The sequence below is a fragment of the Microbacterium elymi genome, from assembly GCF_021582895.2.
Taxonomy (GTDB): Bacteria; Actinomycetota; Actinomycetes; order Actinomycetales; family Microbacteriaceae; genus Microbacterium; species Microbacterium humicola.
In genome coordinates, this window is record NZ_CP091139.2 from 1,246,600 (window position 1) to 1,271,804 (window position 25,205).

Annotated in this window: 22 protein-coding genes, 1 tRNA gene and 6 pseudogenes; 15 read left to right on the forward strand and 14 right to left on the reverse strand. The window is 69.5% G+C overall.

Annotated elements, in window-relative coordinates:
* Positions 1 to 603: 603 nt before the first annotated feature.
* The 3 genes from L2X98_RS06670 to L2X98_RS06680 form a co-directional block, all read right to left on the reverse strand.
* Positions 604 to 831 (reverse strand): helix-turn-helix domain-containing protein, encoded by a 228-nt coding sequence (locus L2X98_RS06670; RefSeq protein WP_259612737.1) that lies wholly within the window; start codon positions 829 to 831, stop codon positions 604 to 606.
* Between the two features lie 350 nt (positions 832 to 1,181).
* Positions 1,182 to 1,272: transfer RNA gene (locus tag L2X98_RS06675), tRNA-Ser, on the reverse strand.
* A gap of 54 nt (positions 1,273 to 1,326) precedes the next feature.
* Positions 1,327 to 2,358 carry a hypothetical protein gene (locus L2X98_RS06680; RefSeq protein ID WP_259612738.1) on the reverse strand — a complete coding sequence of 344 codons (1,032 nt, stop codon included), beginning with the start codon at positions 2,356 to 2,358 and terminating at the stop codon, positions 1,327 to 1,329.
* A gap of 128 nt (positions 2,359 to 2,486) precedes the next feature.
* On the opposite strand from L2X98_RS06680, the pseudogene L2X98_RS06685 reads away from it, so the two are divergent.
* Positions 2,487 to 3,437: pseudogene (locus L2X98_RS06685) on the forward strand (L-lactate dehydrogenase).
* 6 nt (positions 3,438 to 3,443) lie between these two features.
* A pseudogene (gene radA, locus L2X98_RS06690) lies at positions 3,444 to 4,847 on the forward strand (DNA repair protein RadA).
* Positions 4,848 to 4,886: 39 nt separating this feature from the next.
* On the opposite strand, the gene L2X98_RS06695 reads toward radA, so the two are convergent.
* The 6 genes and pseudogenes from L2X98_RS06695 to L2X98_RS20350 all read right to left on the reverse strand — a co-directional run.
* Positions 4,887 to 5,291 (reverse strand): dehydrogenase, encoded by a 405-nt coding sequence (locus L2X98_RS06695; protein WP_259612739.1) that lies wholly within the window; start codon positions 5,289 to 5,291, stop codon positions 4,887 to 4,889.
* Between the two features lie 236 nt (positions 5,292 to 5,527).
* A complete protein-coding gene (locus tag L2X98_RS06700; RefSeq protein ID WP_259612740.1) occupies positions 5,528 to 5,908 on the reverse strand; it encodes a hypothetical protein in 381 nt (126 codons plus the stop codon).
* Positions 5,905 to 6,240 carry a hypothetical protein gene (locus L2X98_RS06705; protein WP_259612741.1) on the reverse strand — a complete coding sequence of 112 codons (336 nt, stop codon included), beginning with the start codon at positions 6,238 to 6,240 and terminating at the stop codon, positions 5,905 to 5,907. The genes L2X98_RS06700 and L2X98_RS06705 overlap by 4 nt, the downstream gene beginning before the upstream one ends.
* A gap of 81 nt (positions 6,241 to 6,321) precedes the next feature.
* Entirely contained in the window at positions 6,322 to 6,822 is a 501-nt protein-coding gene (locus L2X98_RS06710; RefSeq protein WP_259612742.1) for an amino-acid N-acetyltransferase, read from the reverse strand.
* Between the two features lie 67 nt (positions 6,823 to 6,889).
* Positions 6,890 to 7,273, reverse strand: a complete 384-nt coding sequence (locus L2X98_RS06715; RefSeq protein ID WP_290427318.1) for an acyl-CoA-like ligand-binding transcription factor — start codon at positions 7,271 to 7,273, stop codon at positions 6,890 to 6,892.
* 41 nt (positions 7,274 to 7,314) lie between these two features.
* Positions 7,315 to 7,614, reverse strand: a pseudogene (locus L2X98_RS20350) (TetR family transcriptional regulator); the annotation flags it as partial.
* Between L2X98_RS20350 and L2X98_RS06725 the strand changes: the two are divergent.
* The 9 genes and pseudogenes from L2X98_RS06725 to mftD all read left to right on the forward strand — a co-directional run bounded on the left by L2X98_RS06725 (position 7,613) and on the right by mftD (position 13,685).
* On the forward strand, positions 7,613 to 7,771 hold the full coding sequence (locus L2X98_RS06725; RefSeq protein WP_259612744.1) for a hypothetical protein: 159 nt from the start codon (positions 7,613 to 7,615) through the stop codon (positions 7,769 to 7,771). The pseudogene L2X98_RS20350 and the gene L2X98_RS06725 sit on opposite strands and share 2 nt — an antisense overlap.
* A 259-nt stretch (positions 7,772 to 8,030) precedes the next feature.
* Positions 8,031 to 8,621: pseudogene (locus L2X98_RS06730) on the forward strand (SDR family NAD(P)-dependent oxidoreductase); the annotation flags it as partial.
* A 143-nt stretch (positions 8,622 to 8,764) separates the two neighbouring features.
* Positions 8,765 to 9,595, forward strand: a complete 831-nt coding sequence (locus L2X98_RS06735; protein ID WP_259612745.1) for a mycofactocin-coupled SDR family oxidoreductase — start codon at positions 8,765 to 8,767, stop codon at positions 9,593 to 9,595.
* Positions 9,596 to 9,712: 117 nt separating this feature from the next.
* Complete coding sequence (locus L2X98_RS06740; protein ID WP_259612746.1) at positions 9,713 to 10,513, forward strand: AAA family ATPase; 801 nt, start codon at positions 9,713 to 9,715, stop codon at positions 10,511 to 10,513.
* Between the two features lie 270 nt (positions 10,514 to 10,783).
* Positions 10,784 to 11,116, forward strand: coding sequence for a vWA domain-containing protein (locus tag L2X98_RS06745; RefSeq protein WP_259612747.1), 333 nt, complete (start codon positions 10,784 to 10,786; stop codon positions 11,114 to 11,116).
* The gene (locus L2X98_RS06750) at positions 11,113 to 11,388 is read left to right on the forward strand and encodes a hypothetical protein (protein ID WP_259612748.1); all 276 of its coding nucleotides are present in this window, start codon (positions 11,113 to 11,115) and stop codon (positions 11,386 to 11,388) included. The genes L2X98_RS06745 and L2X98_RS06750 overlap by 4 nt, the downstream gene beginning before the upstream one ends.
* A gap of 199 nt (positions 11,389 to 11,587) precedes the next feature.
* The gene (locus L2X98_RS06755) at positions 11,588 to 12,196 is read left to right on the forward strand and encodes an SDR family NAD(P)-dependent oxidoreductase (protein WP_259612749.1); all 609 of its coding nucleotides are present in this window, start codon (positions 11,588 to 11,590) and stop codon (positions 12,194 to 12,196) included.
* Positions 12,193 to 12,408, forward strand: coding sequence for an SDR family oxidoreductase (locus tag L2X98_RS06760; protein ID WP_259612750.1), 216 nt, complete (start codon positions 12,193 to 12,195; stop codon positions 12,406 to 12,408). The genes L2X98_RS06755 and L2X98_RS06760 overlap by 4 nt, the downstream gene beginning before the upstream one ends.
* A 29-nt stretch (positions 12,409 to 12,437) precedes the next feature.
* Positions 12,438 to 13,685: a pre-mycofactocin synthase MftD gene (mftD, locus tag L2X98_RS06765; protein ID WP_259612751.1), complete on the forward strand. Its 1,248-nt coding sequence runs from the start codon at positions 12,438 to 12,440 to the stop codon at positions 13,683 to 13,685.
* Positions 13,686 to 13,749: 64 nt separating this feature from the next.
* Here mftD and L2X98_RS06770 read toward each other — a convergent pair.
* Both L2X98_RS06770 and L2X98_RS06775 read right to left on the reverse strand, forming a co-directional pair.
* Positions 13,750 to 16,272 (reverse strand): annotated as a pseudogene (locus L2X98_RS06770) (ATP-dependent Clp protease ATP-binding subunit).
* 249 nt (positions 16,273 to 16,521) lie between these two features.
* Positions 16,522 to 17,280 (reverse strand): endonuclease domain-containing protein, encoded by a 759-nt coding sequence (locus L2X98_RS06775; RefSeq protein WP_259612752.1) that lies wholly within the window; start codon positions 17,278 to 17,280, stop codon positions 16,522 to 16,524.
* 559 nt (positions 17,281 to 17,839) lie between these two features.
* On the opposite strand from L2X98_RS06775, the gene L2X98_RS06780 reads away from it, so the two are divergent.
* Together L2X98_RS06780 and L2X98_RS06785 are read left to right on the forward strand one after the other, a co-directional pair.
* On the forward strand, positions 17,840 to 18,421 hold the full coding sequence (locus L2X98_RS06780; protein WP_259612753.1) for an HhH-GPD-type base excision DNA repair protein: 582 nt from the start codon (positions 17,840 to 17,842) through the stop codon (positions 18,419 to 18,421).
* A 76-nt stretch (positions 18,422 to 18,497) separates the two neighbouring features.
* Positions 18,498 to 19,208 (forward strand): annotated as a pseudogene (locus L2X98_RS06785) (universal stress protein); the annotation flags it as partial.
* Positions 19,209 to 19,357: 149 nt separating this feature from the next.
* Here L2X98_RS06785 and L2X98_RS06790 read toward each other — a convergent pair.
* Positions 19,358 to 20,872 (reverse strand): fatty acyl-CoA synthetase, encoded by a 1,515-nt coding sequence (locus L2X98_RS06790; protein ID WP_259612754.1) that lies wholly within the window; start codon positions 20,870 to 20,872, stop codon positions 19,358 to 19,360.
* Between the two features lie 360 nt (positions 20,873 to 21,232).
* Between L2X98_RS06790 and L2X98_RS06795 the strand changes: the two genes are divergently transcribed.
* A complete protein-coding gene (locus L2X98_RS06795; protein WP_259612755.1) occupies positions 21,233 to 22,579 on the forward strand; it encodes an HNH endonuclease signature motif containing protein in 1,347 nt (448 codons plus the stop codon).
* Here L2X98_RS06795 and L2X98_RS06800 read toward each other — a convergent pair.
* Both L2X98_RS06800 and L2X98_RS06805 read right to left on the reverse strand, forming a co-directional pair.
* Positions 22,488 to 23,876, reverse strand: coding sequence for a glycine--tRNA ligase (locus L2X98_RS06800; protein ID WP_259612756.1), 1,389 nt, complete (start codon positions 23,874 to 23,876; stop codon positions 22,488 to 22,490). The two genes, L2X98_RS06795 and L2X98_RS06800, sit on opposite strands and share 92 nt — an antisense overlap.
* Positions 23,877 to 23,966: 90 nt before the next feature.
* Entirely contained in the window at positions 23,967 to 24,386 is a 420-nt protein-coding gene (locus L2X98_RS06805; RefSeq protein ID WP_435526255.1) for a DUF4870 domain-containing protein, read from the reverse strand.
* Positions 24,387 to 24,491: 105 nt separating this feature from the next.
* Here L2X98_RS06805 and L2X98_RS06810 point away from each other — a divergent pair, with 105 nt between their 5' ends.
* Positions 24,492 to 25,082, forward strand: a complete 591-nt coding sequence (locus L2X98_RS06810) for a class I SAM-dependent methyltransferase (protein WP_259612758.1) — start codon at positions 24,492 to 24,494, stop codon at positions 25,080 to 25,082.
* Positions 25,083 to 25,205 lie beyond the last annotated feature (123 nt).

Sequence of the window (25,205 nt, forward strand, 5' to 3'; positions counted from 1 at the left end):
GGCCGCCGACGAGCAGCCCGCGTCTGGCCGGACGATGTGAAGCCGTCGGTCATGATGCATGCGGATGCCGAACGCGAACGTGATGTCTCGGGCATCCGTCGCGAGGGGGATGTGCAGGAACCCTCACGCCTTGTAGCGTCGAGGGCATGGATATCGCGTCGATGATCATGGGCGGCGCGATCGCGTCGATTGCGTGGATCGCCCTCACGCCCTGGAGCAAGCTCAAGCGACTGAAGAGCTCGAAGCCGGCGAGGAGGACGCTTAGTCTCCCCCGCCGTTCCACAGTTGTTCCGTTACCGCCGCGTTACCGCTGACGCTGAATGAGATTCCGACCGGGTCACTGGTCCTGCAGCCCTTCGACGGGGAGCTGGTTCGGCCCTCGCGACGCTCGGCCATCGCGTGTGTTGCCGCGACCGCCGGCCTGCGTTGGAAAAGCTGCGCCACATCCATAGGTGACGCTCGGGCCACGTGTTGCCTCAGAAGGGATGGCGGGGGATTCATTGTGGCGGTGACGGTGGGAATTGAACCCATGCACCCGAGATGTATCCCGATCTCGAACCCCGGTTCCACGCGGATTCGCGCAACTCAATCTCTCGCACGTGGTCAGTGTTGAGGAGTCAGGGACAACTTGAGTTCACGCGCATCCGCGAGTCTGCTGATGGTCGCCACAGTGGGGTTCGCGGCGCCCGATTCGATACGGCTGATCTCTGACTGCTGGATACCGGTGACGGCCGCCAGCGCCGGCTGACTCAGCGACTTTGCGGTACGTGCGGTGCGGAGTTGCTCGCCGAGCTCGGTGCGGGCCGCCATCTCAATCTGGAACACGCGCACAGCCGCATCATGAACACGTCGTTCGTCAGCGGTCCAACTCTGCTCAACCCGTCACCAAGAGGCTTCCCCCACTCGCCCGGCAGATGTCGATCCCGTGGACCTTCAGCACGTGGCTGATCGCGGCGGTGAGCACGCCTGCTCGTAGCCGCCGAGTTTCGAGAAGAGGCGCTCGAAGTCCGCGCCCTCGTACTCGATGCTCCATGCGCGCGCGTCGCCATCCATCACGCGAAGCTACCTCAGCCCACCCCCACGACCGACGGGCGATTGTGGATCGACGCCGATCGAACCGGACCGAAACGGAACGAATCCCGTCTCAGCTGATCGAAACAGACTGAAACGGGATTCGAAAGTGGCGGTGACGGTGGGATTTGAACCCACGGTAGGGGGTTACCCTACACAACTTTTCGAGAGTTGCACCTTCGGCCGCTCGGACACGTCACCGCCGTCAAGTGTACGTGACGAAGCCGCGCTCGCCAATCCGAGCGCCCGCCCCTCTCACCAGGCGGCGGCGACCTCGGCGTGCATGCGCAGGATCCCCTCGGTGGTGCCCTCGGGGGCGCGGCCGATGCCGCACTCCGTGGCCACCCCGAACGTCGTGACGTGCCGCCGGGCGGCGGCGATCCTGCGGATGGCACCCTCGGCGCCGTCCTCCCGGTGCACCAGGCCCAGGTACAGCTCGGTGTCGCCGAGCTCCAGGCCGGCCAGCGGCGCATAGTACGCGTCGTCATCGCGCTCGATCGGCACGGGCAGGTGGATCCAGTCGATGCGCCGAGCGGATGCCGCCACCAGCGCGTTCGCGAAGCGCACGAGGCTGCCCGCGTCGGTCGGTTCGACGAAGTGCTTCTCGGCCACGTCGCCGTAGCAGAGGTGGAATCCGACCTCGACATCGTCCGGGACCCGGTCGGCCTGCTCGGCCGAGCGCGACGTCAGACCGCCCCACACGTCGCCGTCCCACCACGGGGCGGCGCTGACGCCCTCGATCATCCCGAATTCCACCGCGTTGTCCCATTGGATCGCGAGGTCCTCATGCGGGATCGTCCCGAGGATCTCATCGAGCTCGCGGTACATCGCCGCCCGGTACACCGGCTCGATGCCGGCGCGCTGCTCGGCCGGGAAGAACGCCCCGACGACGGCCAGCGGCGTGGGCAGCGACACCTGGAAGCGCGTGCCCGCCGGCACGACGCCCTCGTCCCGCAGCCGGGTGAAGATCGCGTACGAGTCGACCGCCGCCGACGCGTACCCCAGCGGCGGCAAGCCGAGCGATGCCGGGTCGACGCCGTCTGCGATGCGCAGCGGGCGGGCATCCAGCATCCGCAGTGGGATGCGCTCTGCACCGACGCGCTCGATCCCCTCCGCCTGCCCGAGGATGTCGGGCTGGAACATGATCCAGTGGAAGCGCGGCCCGCATTCCCCATCGGGAATGCGCTTCAGGTGGGGGCCGAGGATGCCGGCGGCCCGGCGAATGGTGGTCTCGGCGTCGTCGTAGTTGACGCTGCCGACCAGGTGGGCGCCCTGCGGCTGGGTCATGATGCTCCTTCGGAAGACCGGGAGCCAGGCGACTCCCGGGATGGACGGGGAGTCGCAGCCAGTGCCCTCCAGGGGCGCGAGGCCTCGCATCAGCGCTGCGAATAGGTCAAGAATGCCACACTGGTGCCATGAGCGTGATCGAGAACTCCAAGCTGACGGTCGTCGGCGCCGGCAGCGTCGGATCCAGCACCGCCTATGCCGCGCTCATCCGCGGATCCGCGCGGCACATCGCGCTGTACGACATCGCGCGCGAGCGGGCCGAGGCCGAGGTGCTCGACCTCGCGCACGGCACCCAGTTCACCGGCTCGAGTGACATCGTCGGCGGCAGCGACATCTCGGTGGTCGAGGGGTCGCACGTGGTGGTGATCACGGCCGGGGCGAAGCAGGATCCGGGCCAGACGCGGATGGACCTGGCCGCGGTGAACGCCCGCATCCTCGCCACGATGATGCCGCAGCTTGCTCGAGGTCGCCCCGAACGCGATCTACGTCATCGTCACCAATCCGTGCGACGTGCTGACCGTGCTCGCGCAGGAGGCGACCGGCCTTCCCCCGAGCGGATCTTCGCGTCCGGCACGGTGCTGGACACGTCCCGCCTGCGATGGCCGCTGGCCCGGCGCGCCGGCGTGTCGACCGCCAGCGTGCACGCGCACATCGTCGGCGAGCACGGTGACACGCAGTTCCCGCTGTGGTCGCAGGCGACGATCGGCTCGGTGCCGATCCTGGACTGGCGACCCGCCGACGCCGACCCGTTCACCGAGGGCGAGCTGGCCGAGATCGCCGACGACGTGCGGGATGCCGCATACACGGTCATCCGCGGCAAGGGCGCGACCAACTATGCGATCGGGCTGTCCAGCGCACGGATCGTGGAGGCGATCCTGAACGACGAGCACGCGCTCATGCCGGTCTCGACGGTGCTCGACGGCGTGCAGGGCGTGAGCGGAGTGGCGCTGTCGGTGCCCTCGATCGTGAGCGCCTCCGGCGCGGTGCCGATCCGCGAGACATCTTTCTCGGACCGCGAGCGCGAGCTGTTCGCACGCTCCGCAGGCGCGCTGCGCGAGGCGGCCGACGCCCTGCGCTGACATCGGATGTCGCCGGCCCGGCCTAGCCTGGACGCATGGCCACCAAGCAACCCACCGGCTCCCCGTATCGCTTGCACGGAGTGCGGGTGGACGACGCTGAAGTGGGTCGGCCGGTGCGGCGAGTGCCAGCAGTGGGGCACGGTGGTCGAGGCATCCGAATCCACCGGCCTGGCGGCGCGCCGCATCACCGCAGCCGCCCCGCGGCCGGGCGCCGGGCACGCCCCATCACGATGATCGACACCGCCTCGACCCCGCGACGCACGAGCGGCGTGGGCGAGTTCGACCGGGTGCTGGGCGGCGGCGTGGTCCCCGGCGCGGCGATCCTGCTGTCCGGCGAGCCCGGCGTGGGCAAGTCGACGCTGCTGCTCGAGGTGGCCGCGCAGTCCGCTCGCGCGGGGCGACGCGTGCTCTACGCCAGCGGCGAGGAGTCCACCGCGCAGGTGCGCCTGCGGGCGGAGCGGACGGGCGCGTTGCACGACGAGCTGTTCCTGGCGGCCGAGACCGACCTGGCCACCATCCTCGGCCATGTCGACGAGGTCGAGCCCGAGCTGCTCATCGTCGACTCGGTGCAGACGGTCTCGTCGTCCCTGTCGGACGGACTGGCCGGCCACCCGAGTCAGGTGCGCGAAGTGGCCGCGACGCTCATCCGCGTCGCGAAGGACCGCGCGCTGCCGATCATCATCGTCGGCCATGTGACCAAGGACGGCTCGATTGCCGGGCCGCGCATCCTCGAGCACCTGGTCGACGTGGTGTGCCACTTCGAAGGCGACCGCCAGACCGCGCTTGCGCTTCCTGCGCACGCTGAAGAACCGGTTCGGCCCCACCGACGAGGTGGGATGCTTCGACATGACCGGCGCCGGCATCGAAGAGGTGCCCGACCCCAGCCGGCTGTTCCTGGGCAGCGGCAAGCCCGTCGCCGGCACGTGCGTGACGATCGCGCTCGAGGGGCGGCGCGCGCTGCCGGTCGAGGTGCAGGCGCTCACGGTGCCCACCGCTGCGCCGAACCCGCGCCGCGTCGTCAGCGGGGTGGACGGCGCCCGTGTCGCCATGATCCTCGCCCTGCTGCAGAAGCGGACCGGCGTGGACCTGTCCAAGCAGGACGTGTACGTGTCCACGGTCGGCGGGGTGCGGCTCGTCGAGCCCGCCGCCGACCTGGCCATCGCGATCGCGATCGCGACCGCGCTGCGCGACCAGGCGGTGCGGCACGACGTCGCCGCGGTGGGCGAGCTGAGCCTGTCCGGCGAGATCCGACCGGTCACCCAGTCCGCGCAGCGCCGGGGCGAGGCCGGCCGGCTCGGCTACCGCACGGTGATCGACGACGGCGCCCAGTCCATCGCCCGCGCGCTGAACATGGTCGCCGCGACCGCGATGGCTCCGACATCCGCGAACGACGATGTCCCCGAGTTCTGAGTCGTGGGCCGGCGGCAGGAGGCTGGTTGGTGCCGGCTGTCAGGCGTCCAGCGCCGCGATGAGGTCGTCCGGCGACGCCTGCATCGGATGCGGTCCGGCGATGTCGAAGAACACCGTCGTGATCTCGTCGCCGTGGGCCGCCAGGAACGCCCGCAGCCAGGCCGGCGAGTGCAGCCCGACCGCCGGCGGCAGGGTGGCCGGCTTGTGCGTCGCGTCGCTGAAGAGCAGCAGCGCCACATCCCCCGACTCCGGGTCGCGATACGTCCACACCTCGCCCGAGTCGCGTGGGTCGTCCGGTGCGCCGGGCCGCATCAGCGGCACGACGGTCGGCCCGTGCCGGAGGGCGAAGGCCACCGCCGCCATGTCCTGCGTCTGCAGCGCGTCGGCCAGCGGGGTGTTGCGGAAGTCGAGGGGCTTGGGGGGACGCTTCTTGCCGGATGCCACGACTCCAGCGTAGTCGGGACGGAAAAGGGCCCCCTCGAGTCGCTCATTGGGGACTGGACGACACGAGAGGGCCCGCACGCTGCAACGGCGGTCGGGGACTCGCTGGGGACGAGCCGTTCAGCTGCTGGGGACAGCTCCACCGCGCCTATGCGCAACGTATGCCTACAGTGTAAGGGAAATCCGATTCCAGCCGCTGTCCCCCTTTTGGGGACAGCTCTCCGCAGCGTTGCCGCAGATCAGTACAGCTGGAAGAGGGCGTCGTCGATCGATTCGATCCCGCCGATCGAGACGGTCAGGTGATAGGTCGCACCGCCACCGGGCGCCTTCGGCCGGTTCTTCGCCTCGCAGGTCGCCACCGATGATCGGGTGCGGTCCCAGGTGATCGGCGTGGCGCTGGCGACCTTCTGGCCGGCCTTCAGCAGCACCACCATGTCGCTCGGCTCGGTCTGACAGTCGGTGGACTGCCACCAGGTGTCGCTGCCGCTGGTGATCGCGAATGTCTGCGCGCTCGTGCCGACATTCAGGGTGCAGGCGGCCGATCCGGTGTTGGTCAGCTGGATCGACAGTTTCGGGTCCTGCCCGGACGCATAGCTGCTCTTGTCGGTGACGGCGGTCACGGCGACGTCGTTCGCGCTGCAGGGCTTGGCGGATGCCGCCGGTCCGGCGCTCGCCTTCGCGCTCGAGGTCGCACCCGGCGTCGGCGACGCACTCCCCGGGTGCCGGTCGGCGTCGCCGACGGTGTGGCCCCGCTGGTGTTCTGCACCGACGGCAGCAGCGGGTCTGCCGACTGGGTCGCGGCATCCTTGTTCCCCTGCTCTGCGCTCCCCCGCCATGGCTGCGCGATCAGCACCCACACCACGGCCACCACGATGACCAGCAGCACGAGCAGCACCAGGAGGCGCCGGCGCCGATAGACGGCGGGCGAGTGACGGCGGTGGGGTGTGCTCACGGTGTCAGGGTAAGTCGCCGGCCGCCCCCGCACCGGGAGGGCGCGCCCGGGCCCAGGTCGATCACAGCGGGAGGAGCGCGCTCACAGCAGCTTGATCATGCGCGTGTTCCCCAGGGTGTTGGGCTTGACGTGCGCGAGGTCGAGGAACTCGGCGACACCGGCATCCGGGCTGCGCAGCAGCTGGGCGTACACGTCCGGATCGACGATCTGCTCGCCGATCGGCGTGAAGCCGTGCCGGGTGAAGAACGACACCTCGAAGGTGAGGCAGAACAGCCGCGACAGTCCGAGCTCGATCGCCCGGGCCTCCAGCACCTCGACGATCCGACCGCCGATCCCCTCATGGAGCCGGTCCTCGCGCACCAGCAGGGTGCGCACCTCGCCGATGTCGCGCCAGATCACGTGCAGGGCGCCGCATCCGATCACCGCGCCGTCATGCTCGGCGACCACGAACTCCTGCACCGCCTCGAACAGCGACACCAGCTCCTTGCCGAGCAGGATGCGCCGATCCACCAAGGGGGCCAGCAGCCCGTGGATCGCCTGGACGTCGGCGGTGCGGGCGGGGCGGATGACGATCTCGGTCACTCGCCCAGCCTACGACCGACCCGCCCGGCGACCCGGGAGGACGGGGCGGTGCCGGGCTGGGCCGGCGTCAGTCGCTCAGCGCCGTGCCCCGCATGGTGAACCAGCCGAACGCCTCGTCGATGCGGGCGAGGAGATCTTCGTCGTCCCCGGCCAGCCACTGCTCGTACGAGGCGAGGCACATGCCCAGACATGTCCAGCCGATCGCACGCGGACGGAAGGCGTCGGGCGACTCGCCCAGGCGCCGCGCGGCGTAGTCGACAACGACCTGCCGCCAGTCCGCGTAGCGCAGCGAGGAGTGCGCGATCAGGCTCGGCACCGTCAGGATCAGGCGCATCCGCTCGCGGTGGAACGGGATCTCCTCCTCTGGAAACCGATTGAACTCGATGACGGCTTCGTGCAGCGCGTCCATGAGCGCGACGGAGTCGCCGAGCGCGTCGAGGTGGGCGGCCATCTTCGCGAGGAGTTCGTCGAAGCTGCCCAGGCCAGGTCGTTCTTGGATGCGTAGTAGCGGAAGAACGTTCTCCGACCGATCCTGGCGGCGCGGGCGATCTCATCGACCGTGGTCTCGTCGAAGCCGTTCGCCAGGAACAGCTCCAGGGCGATATGGCTCAGCTCGTCGCGCGATGTCGACGGCGATCGGCCGCCGCGGGACCGCCGATCAGCGGCTCCAGAGGCGCTCTCCGCCAGATTCTCATCCACGAGCTCTTCCAATCGGCACTCGGTGTCACTACTATCGTCCCCAACAGCGAGATCCGTCGACGACGACAGATATCCGCGGAAGGAGCATCGCATGGAAAGGGAGACCTTGGCCGGCGAAGCGCTCCGGTCTGATCAGAAAATCGTAGACCCAGTCCTGCGCGGCCTGCCTGCGGACCGCGCGCTGATCCCGACATCCACGCCGACCGGCGTCGGGCGTCACGAGGAGGGCGAACGCATCGACCCCCGCTGAGCTCCGCCGTCTGTGGCACCCGCGACACCCGGGTGTCGGGGCGAGGTGCGTCACGAGGGGCGCCGATTCGGCGCGCCCGCAGACAGAAAGGAACCCACGATGGGACTTCTCGATGGAAAGGTCGTGCTCGTCACGGGCGGCTCGCGCGGTCAGGGCCGCGCGCACGCCGTCACCAGCGCACGGGAGGGCGCAGATGTCGTGATCGTCGACACGCTCGACCAGATCGGATCGGTCGCCTACCCGATGGCACAGCAGGCCGACTTCGACGAGACGGTGCAGGCAGGTCGAAGCCCTCGACCGCCGGATCGTGCCGGTCGTCGGCGATGTGCGCAAGCAGGCCGACCTGGACCACGCCGTCGCCGAGGGGATCGCCGCACTCGGCAAGATCGACGTGCTGATCGCCAACGCCGGCATCTTCTCACTCGCCCCGGCGCACGAGCTGACCGACGAGATGTGGGATGACATGATCGCGGTGAACCTCACTGGCGTCTGGAAGTCCGCCAAGGCGGTGCTGCCGCACATGATGGAGCGCGGCAGCGGTTCGATCGTGATGACGTCCTCGATCAACGGCCTCGAGCCGGGCGTCAACTACGTGCACTACTGCGCGGCGAAGTTCGGCGTGGTCGGGATCATGAAGACCCTCGCGCTGGAGTATGCCCGACACGGCATCCGGGTGAACTCCGTGCACCCGGGCGCGATCCTCACTCCGATGACCAGCTGGCAGGGCGCATGGGACATGATGTCGGGCAAGCCGGCCGGCGAGGGCACCGAGGCCGACATGCTCGAAGCGGGCTACTCGTTCCACGCGCTGAAGGGCGCCGGCTTCCTCTCGCCGCAAGCGGATCGCTGACGCCGCGCTCTGGCTGAACTCCGATCTGGCCGCCGCCGTCACCGGCATCTCGGTGCCGGTGGATGCCGGCCACCTGCTGCAGCCCGGATACAACCCCGACCCCGTCAAGTGACGGTGTCGCCCACGAAGGAAGGATCCCGATCATGGGAAGAGTAGAAGGCAAGGTCGCTTTCATCACCGGAGCGGCGCGCGGCCAGGGTCGCAGCCACGCCATCCGGCTGGCGCAGGAGGGGGCCGACATCATCGCGGTCGATCTTCTCGAGGACATCCCAGGCGCCCCGTATGCGCGGGCGACCGAGGAGGATCTCGCCGAGACGGTGAGCCAGGTCGAGGCGCTGGACCGGCGGATCGTCGCCACCAAGGCCGATGTGCGCGACTACGCGGGGCTCAAGCAGGCCGTCGATGACGGGGTGGCCCAGCTCGGCCGCCTCGACATCGTCTCGGCCAACGCGGGCATCTCCACGCAGATGGCACCGGCCGACGAGCTCGGCGAGGACATGTGGCAGAACATGATCGCCACGAACCTCACCGGCGTGTGGCACACGGCCAAGGCCGCCATCCCGCACCTGAAGGCCGGTGGTCGCGGCGGGGCGATCGTGCTGACGAGCTCGGATGCGGGCCTGTTCGCGTTCCCGAACATCGCCCACTACGTCTCGGCCAAGCACGGTGTAGTGGGTCTGATGCGCACGCTGGCACTCGAGCTGGCGCCGGACATGATCCGGGTCAACAGCATCCATCCCACCCAGGTGGATACGCCGATGATCAAGAACCCGCGGGTGTACGGCCTGTTCGTCGGCAAGGAGGAGGGCACCCTGGAGGAGTTCCTTCCGGTCTCCCAGGCGATGAACGCGCTGCCCATCCCCTGGGTGGAGGCCGTGGACATCTCCAACGCGCTGCTGTGGCTCGCCTCCGACGAGGCACGCTATGTCACCGGCGTCGCCCTGCCGGTGGACGCGGGCGCGGCGATCAAGTGAGCGGCGGCGATCCGGCGCAAGCTCGCCGAGAGCCGGAAGCGGATCGCCGCCCGCATCGTCGGCCGGGAGCGTGAGCTCGAACTCACGCTCGCGGCCGTCGATGCCGGCCGCGACATCGTGCTGGAAGGTCCGCCCGGCACCAGCAAGACGACGATCCTGTCCGCGATCACCTCGGAGTGGGGCATCCCGCTCCTGTTCGTGGAGGGCAATGCCGACCTCACCCCGTCGAAGCTGGTCGGCCATCACAACCCGGCCCGCGTGCTGCGCGAGGACTACTCCGCCGACAACTTCGTGCCGGGCCCGCTCGTGGAGGCCATGCAGCAGGGCGGCTTCCTCTACATCGAAGAGTTCAACCGTGCACCGGAGGACACCTTGAACACGCTGCTGACGGCGATGGCCGACCGGTCGATCGCGGTGCCGCGGGTCGGCCGGATCCGCGCCGAGCCCACGTTCCGCGTGATCGCGTCGATGAACCCGTACGACAACGTCGGGACCACGCGCCTGTCCACGAGCGTGCACGATCGGCTGAACCGGCTCGCCGTGGGCTATCAGGACGCAGATGCCGAGGAGCGCATCGTCGCATTGCGCTCCGGGGTGTCCGACCCGCTCGGCGAGCGCCTGATCCGTGATGCGGTCGCTCTCACGCGCGCCACGCGCGAACACGACGACGTGCGGCAGGGCTCGAGCGTCCGCGGTGCCATCGACACGGTGCTGGTGGCGACCCGACTCGCCCGGCTGCGCGGGGTGGATGAGCCGGATGCCGCGGACTACCCGGAACTGGTCTTCGATGCGATGATCGTGGCACTGTCGGGGCGGATCCACCTGGATGAGGCGGCCGAGACCACCCCGGAGCAGGTGCTGCGGGAGATCTGGGAGGACCGATTCATCCTGGAGCCGCACCAGGCCGCGCCCGGCTGAAGGGAGATCGCGGCCGACTCGCCGCTTGCGCCGCGGCGGGCGCGGCACGCGCACCCCGGGCACGCCGCTGCGGCGCCGGCCGAAGGAGTTGGACGCCGCCCCGACCGCATTCGAGGTGAGCGGCGATGAGGGCGGCCTCGTCCTGCGCGCCACGCGCACCGGTCGAGGCGCGAGGACGGTCGCGGCGCCGCGCGGGCAGGCGCGCGCCGAGACCGACGAGGTCGGCACGGTCGTGCCGCTTCCCGCCGACGGCGCACCCCCGACCCGGTCGTGCGTGAGATCGCGCAGCAGATCGCGACCCGATTGTCGGTGGCCCACGCTCGCCACGACGTCACCGCACGTCGCGGCATCGGCGAGCTGGACAGCATCCCCTACCGGGGCACCTCGGACGAGATCGACCTGGACCGCACGATCGAGGTGCTCGCCGAACGGCCCGTCCCCGACGATGAGGACATCATCGTTCGCGAGCGCCTGCGCACGAAGCGCTCGGTCGTGCTGCTGGTGGATGTCTCCGGGTCGATGCGCGGTGAGCGGATCAAGACGGCTCGCTGCCACGGTGGGTGCGCTCTCGGCACAGCTGCGAGCACGACGCTCTCGGCGTGATCGCGTTCTGGTCCGACGCCGCGATCCTCCTCCCGCTCGGTGCGCCCGTCTCGCCGACGGCGCTGCTGGATGACATCCTGCGCCTGCCGGCGCGCGGACTGACGAACGTGGCGTTCCCGCTCGAGCTGGCCGCGACGCAAGCTCGCACGGGTGCCGGCGCGCGATGCGCGGGTGGTGCTGCTGTCGGACTGCGTACACAACGCCGGACCGGACCCACGCCCTCTCGCCGCGCGTCTCCCGCGCCTGGATGTGCTGCTGGATGCCAGTGGTGAGCAGGACGTGCAGCTCGGGCGCGAGCTTTCGGCACGCGGTCGGGGCACCTGCCGCATCATCCACGGGTACCGCGATGTCGCACCCGCGCTCGGCCAGATGTTCCGCACATGAAATCCGAAATGCCCTTCTATATGACACTCAGTGCCAATAGACTGTGCGGGATGCGACGACGCATCATCCAATGACACGGAGGTCATCATGACAGGACGCCTCGAAGGCAAAGTCGCCTTCATCACCGGAGCCGCACGCGGCCAGGGTCGCGCGCACGCGGTCCGCCTGGCCCAGGAGGGCGCCGACATCATCGCCGTCGACCTCGCCGGCCATCTCGACCACGTTCCCTACGACTCCCCCACTCCGGCCGACCTCGACGAGACAGTGCGCCAGGTCGAGGCGCTGGATCGACGCATCGTCGCCGCGATCGCCGACGTCCGCGACATCGACGCGCTGCGCGCGGCGGCGGATAGGGGCGTGGCCGAGTTCGGACGGCTCGACGTCATCGTCGCGAACGCCGGCATCTGCATCCCCGAGGCCTGGGACACCATCACACCCGAAACCTTCCGGGTCACCATCGACACCAACGTGGTCGGCGTCTGGAATACCGTCATGGCCGGCGCGCACCACATCATCGACGGCGGACGCGGCGGATCCATCATCCTGACCAGCTCATACGCGGGCAAGAAGATGCAAGCCCTTCATGGTGCACTACACGGCGAGCAAGCACGCCGTGACGGGAATGACCCGCGCGTTCGCAAGCCGAACTCGGTCCGCACAGCATCCGGGTCAACAGCGTCCACCCCGGCGGCGTGAACACGCCGATGGGCTCCGGCAACATGGTCGAGGCGATCACGAAGGCCGGCGAGACGAACCCGGCGCTGAATGCGATGGGCACCCCGTTCCTGCCGATCTGGGCCGCCGAACCGGAGGACATCGCCAACGCCGTCGCGTTCCTCGCCTCCGACGACGCCCGTCTGATCACCGCCGAGCACCTGAGCATCGACCAGGGCGCTCACACCTTCTGAGCCCGCGCTCCGCGCAGAGAGGATCGCATATGTACTGGCCGTGGAAGCAGAACCCGTGGTTCGAGACCGTGCTGGAGGCCCAGCGCCGGGCCAAACGGCGGCTGCCGCCGTCCGTCTACGCCGCACTGGTGGCCGGATCGGAGCGCGGCAAGACCCCCGCCGACAACACCGACGCGTTCGCTGAGCTGGAGTTCGCGCCTCATGTGGCCGGCCACCAGCCCGAACGTGACCTGTCCACGACCGTCCTCGGCATCCCGATCTCGCTGCCGGTGTTGATCTCGCCGACCGGGGTGCAGGCCGTGCACCCCGACGGTGAGGTCGCGGTCGCGCGTGCCGCGGCGGCACGCGGCACGATCATGGGGCTGAGCTCGTTCGCCAGCAAGCCGGTGGAAGAGGTCGTCGAGGCCAATCCGAACACGTTCTTCCAGATGTACTGGACCGGCTCGAAGGAGTCGATGATCCAGCGCATGGACCGGGCGCGGGAGGCAGGCGCCAAGGCGCTGATCGCCACGCTGGATTGGTCGTTCTCGGTCGGCCGCGACTGGGCAAGCCCCTCGATCCCGGACAAGATGGATCTGAAGGCGATGGTCCAGTTCGCGCCGGAGGGCATCATCCGCCCGAAGTGGCTGATGGAATGGGCCAAGCACGGCATCCCGGATCTGAGCGTGCCCAACCTGCAGCCGCCGGGCGGCGAGGCGCCCACCTTCTTCGGCGCGTACGGCGAGTGGATGCAGACGCCGCCGCCGAGCTGGGAGGACGTGGCGTGGCTGCGCAAGGAGTGGGGCGGCCCGTTCCTCCTCAAGGGCATCACCCGGGTCGATGACGCCAAGCGCGCCGTCGACATCGGAGCGAACGCCATCTCTGTCTCCAACCACGGGGGCAACAACCTCGACACCACGCCGGCCACGATCCGCTGTCTCGGCCCGGTCGCGGACGCGGTCGGCGACCAGCTCGAGGTGCTGCTGGACGGCGGGGTCCGCCGTGGCGGCGACGTCGCCAAGGCGCTCGCGCTCGGTGCCCGGGCCGTCATGATCGGCCGCGCCTACCTGTGGGGTCTGGCCGCGAACGGCCAGACCGGGGTCGAGAACGTCCTCGACCTGATGCGGATGGGCCTGGACTCCGCCGTGCTCGGGCTCGGACACTCCTCGATCGGCGAGCTCGGCCGTGCCGACCTCTGGATCCCGCAGGGCTTCGAGCGCACGCTCGGGGCGCCCAAGCCGGCACCCCGACCGCGCCGCGCGCCGGCCCGCACATCGGCGGGGATCACCGCACCCTAGGCGCAAGCGCCTTGACGACGAAGAGCGGATGCCGCGCGGCATCCGCTCTTCGTCGTGATGATCGCTACGCGCCGGCGATGATGTCCGGCGTCGCCTCGATCTGGTTCTGCGCACCGACGCCGACCGCGATGCGCTCGCCGCGGGGACCGTGCTCGAACGCGAACTCGCCGTCCTCGACGTCCACCTTGATGTGGTCGCCGGTGTTGAGCTCGCCGTGCAGGATCCGCTCGGACAGCTGGTCCTCGATCTCGCGCTGCATGGCGCGGCGCAGCGGGCGGGCACCCAGCGCGGGGTCGAATCCGACCTCGATCAGCTTGTCCTTGGCGGCGTCGGTCAGCTCCACCGTCATGTCGCGGTCGAGCAGGCGCTCGTCCAGCTGCTTGACGAACAGGCCGACGATCTGCCGCAGCTCCATCTTGTCCAGCTGCGGGAACACGATGATGTCGTCGACGCGGTTCAGGAACTCGGGCTTGAAGTGACGCTTCAGCTCCTCGTTGACCTTCCCCTTCATCCGCTCGTAGGTGGTCGTGGTGTCACCCTCGACCTGGAAGCCCACCGGTCCCCCGGCGATCGCCGACGAGCCGAGGTTCGTCGTCATGATGATCACCGTGTTCTTGAAGTCGATCACCCGACCCTGGCCGTCGGTCAGACGACCTTCCTCCAGGATCTGCAGGAGCGAGTTGAAGATGTCGGGGTGTGCCTTCTCGATCTCGTCGAACAGCACCACCGAGAACGGCTTGCGGCGCACCTTCTCGGTGAGCTGGCCGCCCTCTTCGAATCCGACGAATCCCGGAGGGGCGCCGAACAGCCGCGAGACGGTGTGCTTCTCGCCGAACTCGCTCATGTCCAGCGAGATCAGCGCGCCCTCGTCGTCGAACAGGAACTCGGCGAGCGCCTTGGCCAGCTCGGTCTTGCCGACGCCGGTGGGGCCGGCGAAGATGAACGAGCCGGAGGGGCGCTTCGGGTCCTTCAGCCCGGCGCGCTGGCGGCGGATCGTGCGCGAGAGCGCGGCGATCGCCTCGTCCTGGCCGATGACCCGCTGGTGCAGCGCCTTCTCCATGAAGACCAGGCGCGAGCTCTCCTCCTCGGTGAGCTTGAACACCGGGATGCCGGTGGCCTGGGCGAGCACCTCGGCGATCAGGCCCTCGTCCACGACCGCGTGGGTCGCGACATCCCCGCTGCGCCACTGCTTCTCCAGGCGGAGGCGCTCGGCGAGCAGCGACTTCTCCTCGTCACGCAGCGAGGCGGCCTTCTCGAAGTCCTGATCCTCGCTGGCGGCCTCCTTGTGCGTGCGCACGTCGGCGATCTTGTCGTCGAGTTCGCGCAAGCTCGGGCGGGCTGGACAGGATCGACAGGCGCAGGCGGGCGCCGGCCTCGTCGATCAGGTCGATGGCCTTGTCCGGCAGGAAGCGGTCGGCCACGTACCGGTCGGCGAGGTTCGCGGCGGCCACGAGCGCGCCGTCGGTGATCTGCACCTTGTGGTGCGCCTCGTACCGGTCGCGCAGTCCCTTCAGGATGTTGATGGTGTGCGGCAGCGTCGGCTCGGCGACCTGGATCGGCTGGAAGCGGCGCTCGAGCGCAGCATCCTTCTCGAAGTGCTTGCGGTACTCGTCCAGCGTGGTCGCACCGATCGTCTGCAGCTTCCCGCGGGCCAGCAGGGGCTTCAGGATGGATGCCGCGTCGATCGCGCCCTCGGCGGCACCGGCGCCGACGAGCGTGTGGATCTCGTCGATGAACACGATGATGTCGCCGCGGGTGCGGATCTCCTTGGTGACCTTCTTCAGCCGCTCCTCGAAGTCACCGCGGTAGCGCGAGCCGGCGATCAGCGAGCCGAGGTCGAGCGAGTAGAGCTGCTTGTCCTTCAGCGTCTCGGGCACGTCGCCCTTCACGATCGCCTGGGCCAGACCCTCGACCACGGCGGTCTTGCCGACGCCGGGCTCGCCGATCAGGACCGGGTTGTTCTTGGAGCGGCGGGAGAGGATCTGCATGACCCGCTCGATCTCCTTCTCGCGCCCGATCACCGGGTCGAGCTTGTTGTCGCGGGCAGCCTGGGTGAGGTTGCGGCCGAACTGATCGAGCACCTGCGATCCGCCCTGCGCGGTGGCGCCGGGATCGTGCGCGGCGCCCGAGACGGCGGCCGGCTCCTTGCCCTGGTAGCCGCTCAGCAGCTGGATGACCTGCTGACGCACCTTGTTCAGGTCGGCGCCGAGCTTGACCAGCACCTGGGCGGCGACACCCTCGCCCTCGCGGATGAGGCCGAGCAGGATGTGCTCGGTGCCGATGTAGTTGTGGCCCAGCTGCGAGCGCCTCGCGCAGCGACAGCTCGAGCACCTTCTTGGCGCGCGGCGTGAACGGGATGTGGCCGGTCGGCTTGCTGACCCTGGCCGATGATGTCCTGCACCTGCTCGCGCACGGCATCCAGGGAGATGCCGAGCGACTCGAGCGCCTTGGCAGCGACGCCCTCCCCCTCGTGGATCAGCCCCAGGAGGATGTGCTCGGTGCCGATGTAGTTGTGGTTGAGCATCTTCGCCTCTTCTTGGGCGAGCACAACCACACGACGGGCACGGTCGGTGAATCTCTCGAACATCTCTGACTCCTCCGGGCGCTCACCTCTGGCGCCTTGCATCGAGCGTAACGAGAGGGCGGATGCTTCTCGGCGGTGTTCGCCGTCGGCATAGCGTCACGGAGTTCGCCGAGCGCTGGACTGCGAGGTCGGCGAGCTGCTCGTGCGCGCCGATTGAGCTGCGGCGGTGCTTCGGTCGTCACGAACTGCGACCTGCGGCATCCGCAGCCCTCAGATCGTGACGACCGAATGGCAGCCCGCAGCGGCCCGGAATCACCGCGTGCGCTGCGCGATCGCCGCACGGACACGCGCGATCATGGTCGCCGGATGTGCGAACAGCAGGGTCCGCGTCACCCGAATAACGCGCCATCCCTCATCTTCGAGGCGCGCCAGACGGTCGACGTCGTGCTCCCATTGCTGGCCATCGTTGTGATGTGTCCCGTCATATTCGATGGCGATCTTCCACTCCGGATACGCCATGTCGACGCGAGCGACGAACCGGCCATGGCTGTCGAAGACGTCGTGGTCGAGGACGGGCTCGGGCAGGCCGGCATCGACGAGGGTGAGGCGGGTCCACGTCTCGGTCCGGGATGCTGCACCCGTCCGCACCCGAGCCAGAGCGTCACGGAGTTCGGTGATCCCCCGTCGCCGCCCGGCATGAACCGCTGCGGCGAGCTGATCGATCGTCGCCGAGGGAGGCGGGACGTCCTCCCAGGACCGAGAGTGCGGCGGGCGCTGCACGCGCACGAAGTGGTCGGCGATCGCGACGAGGTCATATGGATGCGGCAGCTGTCCTGCGAGCATCGCCCAGGTCGACGCCGGTGAGGTGAGTCGCAGTCCCGAGACAGGATGAGTCACTGTCCAGACGAGACCGGGCCGGATCGCATGGCCCCGGATCCCGGCTCCGCGCGGCGCGCGGTCCGGCCAGAACACGCCCACCTCGAGGACGTCCGGATCGAACGCCGGACGAGGCTGCTCGGGATCCCGATCGGCGGCGAGCAGGCCGCGTGGGACGGGAGCGTCCCACAGCACAGCTTGCGCTCAGTCCGCAGAAGAATGCCGACGTCGACATGACGGGCGCGTACTGCGCAGCACGCTCGTGCACCCGCCGCACCTCGGCTGTGCGGGGATATGCGCGTTTCGCGTCTTCATCCTCGTCGACGATCAGTTGAGCGCCGAGCACCGACCGCACGCCGTGGAAGGGGCGATGCAGGTCGTCGGCGCGTAGTCGCGAGTCAGCCACTCCGGCGCGGAGCGCCGCCCCGACGCCGAATGCGGCGCCCAAGCCGGGAGGGAGCTCACCGCGTGCCATGACGCCACGCTGGCACAAGTCGCGGAAGCCACGATGAAGTTATCCACAGGCCGCCCCTCAGGGCGCTCAGTCGTCACGAACTGTCACCGACAGCGTCACCGGCCGCAGTTCGTGACGACTGAGAAACGGCCCCGGCGCTCGGTCGTCACGAATTGCAGCTGACAGCATCCCGAAGTCACAGTTCGTGACGACCGAACGGCCGGCCATGGCCTACCCGCAAAGCCCACCCCACAGGCGGCATCCGTTCCGATCCAGGCGAGAAGTTGCCACACTGGGGTCATGGCGCTGCACATCACGGCCGATCCGGCCGCCGACGAACTGCTCACGGACAACCCGCTGGCCCTGCTGATCGGGATGCTGCTGGATCAGCAGGTCGCGATGGAGACCGCGTTCTCGGGGCCGCTCAAGCTGCGCGAGCGCATCGGGGCAGTGGATGCCGCCACCATCGCCGACGCCGATCCCGAGTCGCTCGTCGAGGCGTTCCGGCAGACACCGGCGATCCACCGGTATCCGGGGTCGATGGCGGCGCGGGTCCAGTCGCTGTGCCAGCGGATCGAGCAGGACTGGGACGGTGACGCGAGTGCGATCTGGACGCGCGACGCACCCACCGGCGCCGAGGTCTACGCACGGCTGCGGGCGCTGCCCGGCTTCGGCGAGCAGAAGGCCAAGATCTTCCTGGCCCTGCTGGGCAAGCAATGCGGCTTCGACGGCGATGGATGGCGCGAGGCATCCGTCCCGTACAGCGAGGACGGATCGCACCGCAGCGTCGCCGACATCACGAGCCCCGAGTCGCTGACGCGGGTCCGCGAGTTCAAACGCGAGATGAAGGCCTCCGCGAAAGCGGCGAAGCAGCCGGGCTGACGGCGGGCATCCAGCTGCCACCCCTCGCTCCGGACGCCGCGGTGCCCTAGCCTGTGAGCACAGGGAGGTCAGTGCCATGGGCGAGAAGATCGTGGTGGGGGTCGCGGCCGCTCCGGTGGCCGTGCGCACCGTCGACTGGGCGGCACGCCGCGCCGCGGCGCTCGGCCAGGAGCTCGAGCTGCTGACGATCGTCGGCGGGGCCGTCGGCTCGGTCGGCGAAGACAGCATCGTGGAGGGCGCGCACGAGGCGGCGGCACGGATGCTGCAGCAGCACGCCGAGCGTGCGCAGACCGCCGGGGCGTCGGTGACGACCCGGGTCGAACGCGGCAATCCGGTCGCGGTGCTCGTCGAGGCATCCGCCGAGGCCGGTCTGCTCGTCATCGGCAGCGACTTCGGCGGGCCGGATGCGCAGCCGCGGGGCGCGCACGGCATCCGGATCACGGCGGCCGCGCACTGCCCGGTCGTGGTGGTCCCCGACATCGACGTGGACGGACGCTCGGGCGTGGTGGTCGGCACGGACGGATCGGATGTCTCGGCCGACGCCGTGCGGTTCGCCGCTGCCGAGGCATCCCGGCTCGGCGAGCCGCTGGCCGCGGTCAGCGTGTGGACGCCGATGCCGATCCCGGGGCCGATCAGCGGGTATCCCGAGCCGTACCTGGACGGCATGCAGGATGTCACGGCCGAGATCCTCCGCAACGCACTGGTCGAGGTGCGGGCCGAGCATCCGGACCTTCAGATCATTGAGCAGGTGGAGTGCGGGTACCCGTCGACGGTGATCACCGGCCTCGCCGAGAACGCCCGCCTCGCGGTGGTCGGCAGCCACGGGCGGGGCGCGATCGCACGACTGCGCTGCTCGGCTCGATCAGCCACGAGGTGCTCGCCCGGCTCGCGACGGTCACGGCGATCCTGCGCTGACGGCAACGACCGCCCGCGCCCTCAGCCCCGCGCGCGCAGCTCGCGCTTGAGCAGCTTGCCGCTCTGGTTCCGCGGCAGCTCGTCGACGAACTCGACGCGCTTGGGCACCTTGAACGGCGCGATCATCCCCTTCACATGCGCGATGAGCTCCTCGGGCCGCACGTCGGCACCGTCACGGCGCACGACGAACGCGGTGATCGCCTCGATCCAGCGCTCGTCGGGCATGCCGACCACGGCGACCTCCGCGACGGCCTCGTGCGTGTACAGCGCGTCTTCGACCTCGCGCGAGGCGACCAGGATGCCGCCGGTGTTGATGACGTCCTTGATCCGGTCGACGACGGTGATGAAGCCCTGCGCGTCGCGCGTCGCGAGGTCGCCGGAGTGGAACCAGCCGTCGCGGAACGCCTCGGCCGTCGCGTCCGGGTCGTTCCAGTACCCGTCACACAGCTGCGGCGAGCGGTACAGCACCTCTCCCGGCTCGTCGGCCGCGACATCCCGGCCCTCGGCATCCACCACCCGTGCCGCCACGAAGAACACCGGCCGGCCGCACGATGCGGGGCGCTCGTCGTGCTCTTCCGGACGCAGCACGGTCGCCAGCGGCGCGACCTCGGACTGGCCGAAGCAGTTGTAGAAGCCGAGGTCGGGGTACCGCTCGCGCAGGCGCTGCAGCACCGTGACCGGCATGATCGATGCTCCGTACTGCGCCTTCGTCAGCGACGAGAGGTCGCGGGTGTCGAGATCGGGGTGGTTGGCCAGCGGCACCCACACCGTCGGGGCCAGGAACAGCGACCCGATGCGCTCGGACTCGACGCGCTCGAGGATCTCGGGCACCACCGGCGCGCCCAGGAGCGTGATCGTCGCGCCGATCGACAGGTACGGGAGCATGAACACGTGCATCGCGGCCGAGTGGTACAGCGGCATGCAGATCAGCGGCCGGTCCTCGGGGGTGAAGTCCAGCGCGAGCAGGCACGAGACGTACTCGCTCACCAGCGCTCCGTGGCTCATCATCGCGCCCTTGGGGCGGGATGTCGTGCCCGATGTGAACAGCAGCTGCACGAGTTCGGATCCGTCCACATCGTCGTCGAACGACGGAACGGGGCCGTCGGACGCGGCCTCCAGCAGCGATCCCACCCCGTCGCGCAGCGGGACGACCTCATCGATCCCCAGCTCGGCGCATACCGGGGCGGATGCCTCGGCCAGCGCCGGGTCGACGAGCACGAGCCGCGCGCCCGAGAGCTCGAGCAGGTACTTCAGCTCGCCGCCGCGCAGCGCGTAGTTGATCGGCACGTGCACGAGACCTGCGCGGGCGCAGGCGAGGAAGCCGATCAGATACGCGTCCGAGTTCGTGCCGTAGGCGGCGACGCGATCACCGCGCTCTGCACCGCGCGCCAGCAGCCAGGCTGCGGCACGCGAGACCGCGTCGTCGAGGTCGCGGTAGGTCCAGGCCCTGTCCTCGAAGGTCAGCGCGGTGCGGGCGGGAGTACGGGCGGCGCTGCGGCGGAGGACGCCGTCGACGCTGTCGGCGCGGGGGTTCATGTGGGAAGCCTAGTGCGCGGGATGCCGGAGCTGGCCGCGCCGCCACGGTGACGGACCCGCTCTCGCATCGAGCGTCGTACCCTGCTTCTACTCTAGATCGTATGGAAAGACATCGGGATCAGGAGAGAATGTCGCCATCTGCTGCTCAGTCGCTGATCCGCGAGAGCGGTTCGAGTGTCGTACGCCCTCACTACTCTGGGAGGATGAGCAGGCATCGAGGTCGGGCAGGAGGAATGGTTCCCTCCCGTCCTCGTCGGCGAGGATGCCGCGCTGGCCGCATACGACGACTATGTCGCCGCCCAGCCCGGCTCGGACTGGGGTGATGAGCTGATCTCGTCGGGGGCGGTGCACGACCGCGAGGTGGACGCTTTCGAGGCCGCCGCGCAGGTCGCGCGCGGTGCGACGGCACAGCTGTACGCGGCGTGCGCGCGCGTGATCGCCGACGCGATGGCCTACCCCGACGCGTGGTGCGGTCCCGACCCGACGAGGGATCCGGCCTGGCGCGACCCGCGGGATCGGGCGATCGCCCAGGTGCGGGCATCCCGGGCCGAGTTCGCCGAGCGGGCCGCGGTGTGCGACCTGGCCGTGCGGGTGCACGTCTCCGAACGCACCATCCGGGCCCGGGCCGACACCGCCCGCATCCTGCAGGAACGCTGCCCCCGCACCTGGGCGGCCTTCTGCGACGGACTCCTGGACGAGCGCAACGCCGACACCGCCGCCGACCTGGCGATCACCCTCCCCGCCGACGACCCCGAGACCTGGGCGACGTTCGACCAGCGCGCCGCCGACACCGGGCAGAAGCTGCCGGTGGGCAAGTTCCGCACCTGGGCGCGGGCGCTGCGCGAGCGGCTTGCATCCGAGTCGATCGATGCCCGGCACGAGCGGGCCGCCGAAGACCGACGCATCTGGACGCGGCCCGAGCTGGACGGAATGGCCGACCTCGGGATCCACGGCCCGGCCGCCGACGTCCACGCTGCCGACACCCGCGTCGACCGGATCGCCCGTCACCTGCACGAGCAGGAAGGCGAGACCCGCACCCTGGCGCAGCTTCGTGCCGACGTGGCCCTCGCCCTCCTGAACGGCGCCACCGTCGACGGCGCCGCCACCGGTGCCGCCGCAGGAAGGCCGGCGGTCGCGATCACCGTCCCGGTGATGACCCTGCTCGGTCGGTCGGATGAGCCGGCGATCCTGGACGGATTCGGACCCATCGACCTGAACACGGCGAAGAGGCTCGCCGGGGATGCGTCCTCGTGGGTGCGCATCCTCACCCACCCCGTGGATGGCACGGTCCTGGACGTGGATCGCACCACATACCGGATCCCGAAGGCCCTGCGCCGCTGGTTGGGCATCCGCGACAAGGTCTGCGCCTTCCCGGGCTGCGGTCGCCTCGCCCGGGACTGCGACATCGACCACAGGACCGAGTGGCAGCACGGCGGGAAGACCGCCGCCGACAACGCGGGGCCGTTGTGCGAACATCACCATGTGGTGAAGACCGAGACGCTGTGGCAGCCCACACCGATCCCGATAGCGGGGCCACCTGGTGGGTGTCGCCGACGGCGAAGGTCACCGACGCCGACCCGCCGCCCTGGTGACGCCCGGGTGGTGGTACTCCTCCCTACGCGCCCTTCAGCCGCTCCGCGAGGTACTGCTCGACCGCCGTCAGCGGAACGCGCTCCTGCGCCATGCTGTCGCGATCGCGCACCGTGACGGCGTCGTCGTCGAGTGAGTCGAAATCGACGGTCACGCAGAACGGGGTGCCGACCTCGTCCTGCCGACGGTAGCGACGGCCGATGGCGCCCGCATCGTCGAAGTCGGTGTTCCACCCGTGGCCGCGCAGCGTCGCGGCCAGCTGCCGCGCCATCGGCGACAGCCTCTCGTTGCGACTCAGCGGCAGCACGGCGACCTTGACCGGCGCCAGCCGCGGGTCGAGCTTCAGGACCGTGCGGGTGTCGGTGCCGCCCTTGGCGTTGGGCGCCTCCTCTTCCCGGTAGGCGTCCACCAGGAACGCCATCATCGCCCGGGTCAGGCCGAACGAGGGCTCGATCACATACGGCAGATACTTCTCGCCCGAGGCCTGATCGAAGTACGTGAGCGACTGGCCCGAGGCATCCGTGTGGTTCTTCAGGTCGAAGTCGGTGCGATCGGCCACCCCCATCAGCTCGCCCCACTCCTTGCCGATGAAGCCGAAGCGGTACTCCAGGTCGATGGTGGCGTGCGAGTAGTGCGCGCGGTCCTCTTCGGGCACGTCGAAGCGGCGCATGTTGTCGGGGTCCAGGCCGAGGTCGGTGAACCAGTTCCAGCATTCCTCGACCCAGTGCTCGAACCACTGGCCGGCATCGGCCGGCGGGACGAAGTACTCGATCTCCATCTGCTCGAACTCGCGGGTGCGGAAGATGAAGTTGCCGGGGGTGATCTCGTTGCGGAACGCCTTGCCGACCTGCCCGACGCCGAACGGCGGCTTCTTGCGCGAGGTCTGCACGACGTTGGCGAAGTTGATGAAGATGCCCTGCGCGGTCTCGGGCCGCAGGTACTGCAGTCCGGACTCATCGTCGACCACACCCAGGTAGGTCTTCATCAGACCCGAGAACGCCTTCGGCTCGGTGTACCGGCCCTTCGTGCCGCAGTTCGGGCACGGCACATCGGCGAGACCGTTCTCTGCCGTGCGGCCCTTGCGCGCCTCGAAGTCCTCGATGAGCGTGTCGGCACGGAACCGCTTGTGGCACTGCAGACACTCCACCAGCGGATCGGTGAACGTCGTGAGGTGCCCGGATGCCTCCCACACCCGCTTCGGCAGGATCACCGACGAGTCCAAGCCGACCATGTCGCCGCGTCCCCGGACGAACGTCTGCCACCACTGCCTGCGGATGTTCTCCTTCAGCTCGGTGCCGAGTGGGCCGTAGTCCCACGCCGAGCGAGAGCCGCCGTAGATCTCACCAGCCTGGAACACGAACCCGCGATGACGGGCGAGGGCGATGACTTTGTCGAGGCGCGACGGCTCGGCCATGGTGGCTCCAATGGTCGGAAAGAAAGGAGGATGCCGCAAAGCTGCGGCATCCTCGATTCTATCGGCGCGGGGCAGACGCCCCGCCGGGCCTCACTTGATGAACGGGATCGTCATCGGGTACGAGTAGTACTCGCCCCTGTTCGCCTTCACGGCTGCGATGATCGAGAACACGATGTTCACGATCCAGGCGGCCAGCATGATGAGCAGTCCGATGAAGATGAACGCCGTGATCCAGCCGACGATCCAGGCGATCAGCAGCGTGAGCTGGAAGTTCAGCGCCGTCTTGGTGTGCGCGTTGATGAACGGGCCGCGGTCCTTCAGGACGAGGTACCCGATCAGTGCCGGGATGAACTCGAAGAAGATGCCGCCGATGTGCACGAGCGTCGCCCAGAGCTTCTCGTCGGACGGGTTCATCGGCTGGGGCCCCTGCGCGTAGCCGCCGGGCGGCGGGACCGGCGGACCCTGCGGCGGAACGGGCGGCTGCTGAGGAGGAATCGGCGGTGTGCTCACGGGCATGAGCCTAGGGGGTAACTATGCGCGGGCGCCAGAGGCGGAGCAGAGCGACGATGACAATTGTCATGGCGTTGGATGCCCCGGTCCACGCAGACTGGAGGCATGGCCAAGCCTCTCATGATCGACGACGACGCCCTGGACGACCTCGAGCGCGAGCTCATGGGCCGCGCACGAGGGCGTGTGCTCGAGATCGGCGCCGGCCGCGGCGAGAACTTCGGCGCGTTCCGGCCCGACATCGCGTGGCACGGCCTCGAACCCGATGCCGAACGGCGTGCGGAACTCGCGCGGCGCGCCCGCGAGTGGGGTCACGAGGCGTCGCCGATGGATGCCGTGGCCGAGCAGCTGCCGTTGGGTGAGGCATCCGTCGACACCGTCGTCGCGACGTACGTGCTGTGCACCGTGACGGATATCGAGACCGCCGTCGCGGAGGCGCGGCGCGTGCTCACGCCCGGCGGCCGGGTCCTGCTGGTCGAGCATGTGCTCGCGCCGCACAGCGCGACGATGCGCGGGCTGCAGCATGTGGCGACGCCGTTCACGAAGCGCTGGTGCGGCGGATGCCACCAGGACCGCGATCCGCTGCCCGCGCTGCGGGCGGCCGGGTTCACCGACGTCGAGGTGCGCCACCGTCGCGTGCACGACCGGCCGCTGCCGCCGGAATCGATCCTTCTGTACGAGGGGGTTGCGCCGCGGTAGCAAGGCGCCCGTCACACCCGACCGGGTACCCGCACCGGAATGCCCGGTTCTTCGCTCACCTCGGCCAGGACCCTGAGCGAGCGCAGCGAGACGAAGGGCCGATACCCGCCCACAACCCCGCAC

Bases quoted from the DNA above. Each gene is read 5' to 3' on its own strand.
- L2X98_RS06680 (WP_259612738.1), bottom strand. From the start codon at position 2,358: ATGACCCAGCCGCAGGGCGCCCACCTGGTCGGCAGCGTCAACTACGAC.
- L2X98_RS06715 (WP_290427318.1), bottom strand. From the start codon at position 7,273: ATGGCCGCCCACCTCGACGCGCTCGGCGACTCCGTCGCGCTCATGGAC.
- L2X98_RS06725 (WP_259612744.1), top strand. From the start codon at position 7,613: ATGGAAAGGGAGACCTTGGCCGGCGAAGCGCTCCGGTCTGATCAGAAA.
- L2X98_RS06735 (WP_259612745.1), top strand. From the start codon at position 8,765: ATGGGAAGAGTAGAAGGCAAGGTCGCTTTCATCACCGGAGCGGCGCGC.
- L2X98_RS06755 (WP_259612749.1), top strand. From the start codon at position 11,588: ATGACAGGACGCCTCGAAGGCAAAGTCGCCTTCATCACCGGAGCCGCA.
- mftD (WP_259612751.1), top strand. From the start codon at position 12,438: ATGTACTGGCCGTGGAAGCAGAACCCGTGGTTCGAGACCGTGCTGGAG.
- L2X98_RS06780 (WP_259612753.1), top strand. From the start codon at position 17,840: ATGGCGCTGCACATCACGGCCGATCCGGCCGCCGACGAACTGCTCACG.
- L2X98_RS06790 (WP_259612754.1), bottom strand. From the start codon at position 20,872: ATGAACCCCCGCGCCGACAGCGTCGACGGCGTCCTCCGCCGCAGCGCC.
- L2X98_RS06800 (WP_259612756.1), bottom strand. From the start codon at position 23,876: ATGGCCGAGCCGTCGCGCCTCGACAAAGTCATCGCCCTCGCCCGTCAT.
- L2X98_RS06810 (WP_259612758.1), top strand. From the start codon at position 24,492: ATGGCCAAGCCTCTCATGATCGACGACGACGCCCTGGACGACCTCGAG.